Origin of the sequence: Armatimonas sp., from assembly GCF_031410135.1 — a bacterium.
Lineage (GTDB): Bacteria > Armatimonadota > Armatimonadia > Armatimonadales > Armatimonadaceae > Armatimonas.
Map to the genome: position 1 here is coordinate 1 of NZ_JANNYP010000703.1, position 3,270 is coordinate 3,270.

At 55.8% G+C, this 3,270-nt stretch carries 4 protein-coding genes; 2 read left to right on the forward strand and 2 right to left on the reverse strand.

The window, feature by feature from the left end:
* Both RMO15_RS25705 and RMO15_RS25710 read left to right on the forward strand, forming a co-directional pair.
* Positions 1–238: hypothetical protein (locus tag RMO15_RS25705; RefSeq protein WP_309719478.1), on the forward strand; the 238-nt coding region annotated here is incomplete at its 5' end.
* A gap of 41 nt (positions 239–279) precedes the next feature.
* Complete coding sequence (locus RMO15_RS25710) at positions 280–1,593, forward strand: ABC transporter permease (RefSeq protein WP_309719481.1); 1,314 nt, start codon at positions 280–282, stop codon at positions 1,591–1,593.
* 16 nt (positions 1,594–1,609) lie between these two features.
* Here the strand turns inward: RMO15_RS25710 and RMO15_RS25715 are convergent, their stop codons facing one another.
* Together RMO15_RS25715 and RMO15_RS25720 are read right to left on the reverse strand one after the other, a co-directional pair.
* Positions 1,610–2,875, reverse strand: a complete 1,266-nt coding sequence (locus tag RMO15_RS25715; RefSeq protein ID WP_309719483.1) for a hypothetical protein — start codon at positions 2,873–2,875, stop codon at positions 1,610–1,612.
* 75 nt (positions 2,876–2,950) lie between these two features.
* A complete protein-coding gene (locus RMO15_RS25720) occupies positions 2,951–3,115 on the reverse strand; it encodes a hypothetical protein (protein ID WP_309719486.1) in 165 nt (54 codons plus the stop codon).
* Positions 3,116–3,270: the final 155 nt, after the last annotated feature.

Genomic DNA, 3,270 nt, shown 5'->3' on the forward strand with positions numbered 1-3,270 from the left:
CACACGGGCCAAGCTGCTTGCGGATTTATTGGGAGGAGCGCCTCCAATGGAGACCGCCTCCGAGTCTGTTCGTCTTGCGCACAACCGACGCGTCCTCGCTGCCAACTTGCTCGCGCAGTCGCTTTCCAGCCTGCAAGAGTATTTAGAGACAGGTGAAGCGGCAACAGGGGTGCGGGCACGGACACTGCTCAATGAGTTCTACACCGAGATGAAAGATGCGCAGAGTCCGAAAAAATAACCAAAAGTAACTAACGGGCTCTTTAGGTTGTCTTGGTTGCTGTGCACTTTCTAGAATCTCTTCGTGTCGCTCTCACCGCGCTGGTCGCCAATAAGCTGCGCTCTTTGCTCACCATGCTTGGGGTGATCATTGGCGTTGGGGCCGTGATCATCATGATCTCAATCATCCAGGGCGCTCGCCAAAAGGTCGTCAAGGACTTCAACGAGAACGGTACCAATGTGGTCTTTGCCTTCTATGCTCCCAAGCGCGAGAAGCGCAACTTAGGGACATTTGAGGGGCTGACCATGGACGATGTCGAGGCGATTGAGCGTCGCGCGACCCTGATCGAGACCATCGTCCCTCGGCTGGAAGGCCCCGCCAAAATCGTGCGTGGCAAGAAGGACTTCAATGCCAAGGCCATAGGGGCCACGGGTGACTATCTCTCCGTGAACCCCATCAAGGTGGATCAAGGACGTTTTTTCGTCGGGAGTAACTTTAGCCTCAAGGGCGCACTTGATGCGGTTGCGGCCCAAAAAGGCGATGAGCTACGAGTCGCACAAGGCCGCTTGCTTGGGATCGACGATCAGCAGACGTGGGCTAAAGTCTGTGTGATTGGCGATAAGGTCCAGAAAACGCTGTTTGAAAAAGACGAAGAAGCACTGGGGCAAGTGATCACCGTTAGCATTGGCCAGGCTCGCTTGCCGCTGACAATTGTGGGGGTTCTGGAGTACAAAGGAAACAACAACTTCGGTGATGGCTCTCCTGATGAGCAGATTCTGATTCCGTTCTCAACCATGCAAAAGCGCTTCAGTGGTAGCCGCATTGTTGCGGCACTCTCAGCACGCTCCAAAGGTGACGGGACAGCGGAGGCGGCGGCAGATCAGATCTTTGCGATTCTCAAACAGCGGCACCCGGCACAAGCACAGGACTTTATCATTGACACACAAGAGGGCTTGCTCAAGCGCCTTGACCAGGTGCTGATGGTCTTTCAGATCGTGCTGGGGGGTGTCGGTTTTCTCTCGCTACTTGTTGGAGGGATTGGGATCATGAACATCATGCTGGTCTCCGTCACCGAGCGCACCAAGGAGATCGGGATTCGCAAGGCGGTGGGGGCAAAGCGCGCCGATATCCTCCTCCAGTTTGTCACCGAGAGCATGACCGTCTCAGGGCTGGGGGGCTTGCTGGGCGTGGCGTTTGGCTACGGCATCTCGGCGGCAATTGGTTTTGCGATGAAAGACCAGCTCCCGACATTCGTCCCCCTCTGGGCCGCAGGGCTTGGTTTTGGCTTCGCGGTGACGGTTGGGATGTTCTTTGGCATCTACCCCGCCGTCCGCGCCTCCAAACTCGACCCGATCAACGCCCTGCGCTACGAGTAGCGCAGGGCGAAGCCGCTTACTGGATCACGAAGCGGATCTCGGCGCTTTCGTTAGCCGCAGTGCCTTTCAGCGTGATGGTCTGTCCTTTCATTCCGATCTTCTTCTTTGCGTTTGCGCTGCCGCTCAGTGGATCTATGTGGAAGATCTCGCCGGTGGCCCGGTCAAAGAGAAGCACGAGATCTGCGGGGGACGGTAGGCCATTGATGGACTTATTGGGATTGATGTCTACCACATCGTTGCCGCTGGTGGAGTCGTAGTCGCGGACACTCAGAAGGATGGAGACTTTTTCATCTTGCCCCACGTTGACGGAGTGTGACCAGCCCGGCTCGATCATGGCTTTATCGTCAATGCGAGGAAATTGCTTTTTGTTGTTGGCAATCTCGATGGTGGCGTAGAAGTCCGGCGACTCGCTGAAGTTCCCCACGGCGGAGATGCGCTTGATCTGCACCGAGACCGAGCTGGGAAGCTGGTTCTGGATCACTCGAACTTTCCCCTTGATCTCGTACTCCCCATCGTCTTTATTCTTGAAGCGCATGCTGATAGGAATGCCGTTTGCCCCTGCTGCCTCAAGCTGCTCGTAGGTCCAGGTATCTGCATCCGCTCCCATCAGGTCATCCGGGTCGACGATCCCGGGAAGCGTCAGGTTCTGCACCGTCGCGGAGATGGCGGCGTTCTTGACCTGAGTGGAGATCTTCTGGCGGATCACCCCTATATCGAACTTCTGCTGGAACATGGCCAAGGTGAGCTGGTCTCTGAGCGTGCTGACAATCGCGTCGCGGCTGGCGTTGGCGGCTTGAATGGTGCTGCCATCTTCCTCGACCACGGCCACGATCACTCCTGCTACCGCCACTTTTTTTGCAAAGGGCCCGGTGACCTCGGGGGAGATGGGCTTCATGGTGTGCTTGAACTCCCCTGTCGAGGCGGGGATGGAGTACCATGAGCTGCCTTCTTTGCACCAGTCATCGCCACTCTTGATATTGTCATGAGTCTTGCTTGCCTTCATGACCGTGACCGTGGACGAGGGAGAGGCGGCAAACTCATTGCTGCCAAGCTTGCCCACTTTGACCGTGCTGCCGTCCACAAAGAACGGGACAACGATCACATAGGGTTCATCTTTGGTAAATGAGTCGTTCTCATCAATACACTTCAGCTGGTTGATGTCCACAACGACATCTATATCGGCGTGAGCGGCAGGGCCTCCAAGAAGGCTAAAAGCGGCCAGGGCACCTAAGAAGGCGCGTGGGACAGAGACAAAATTTTTCATCGAACGGGTTCCTTTCATGCCGCTATTGTCTCGCCTGTGGGTGGACAAAACGGTGGACAGAAACCAGAAAGAATCGTGGACGAGGCTTTTATTCTATTTTGTTTTAATTGCCGTACGCACGAGGGCCGCTTCGGCGTCGCGTCGGCGGTTCATGCCCTCGGCGATCGTGGTGCCTACCCAGATGCGCTTCATAGCTTCTAGCTGATCGGCGATACCGTCGTAGTCTTTCTCCGTGATCAGCTCCTTGATGACGCGCATCTCTTTGCGGCGGTCGGGTGCAGGTCATAAAAGTGGTGAGGTAGCAGGCTGAAAAACGCGGCGACTCCAAAAGGCAAAAAAGGAATCCAACTCGTTGCCAAAAAAGAAACCGCGTAGACGGGCAATTACTTCACCACCAACCACGCTCCAGCGCA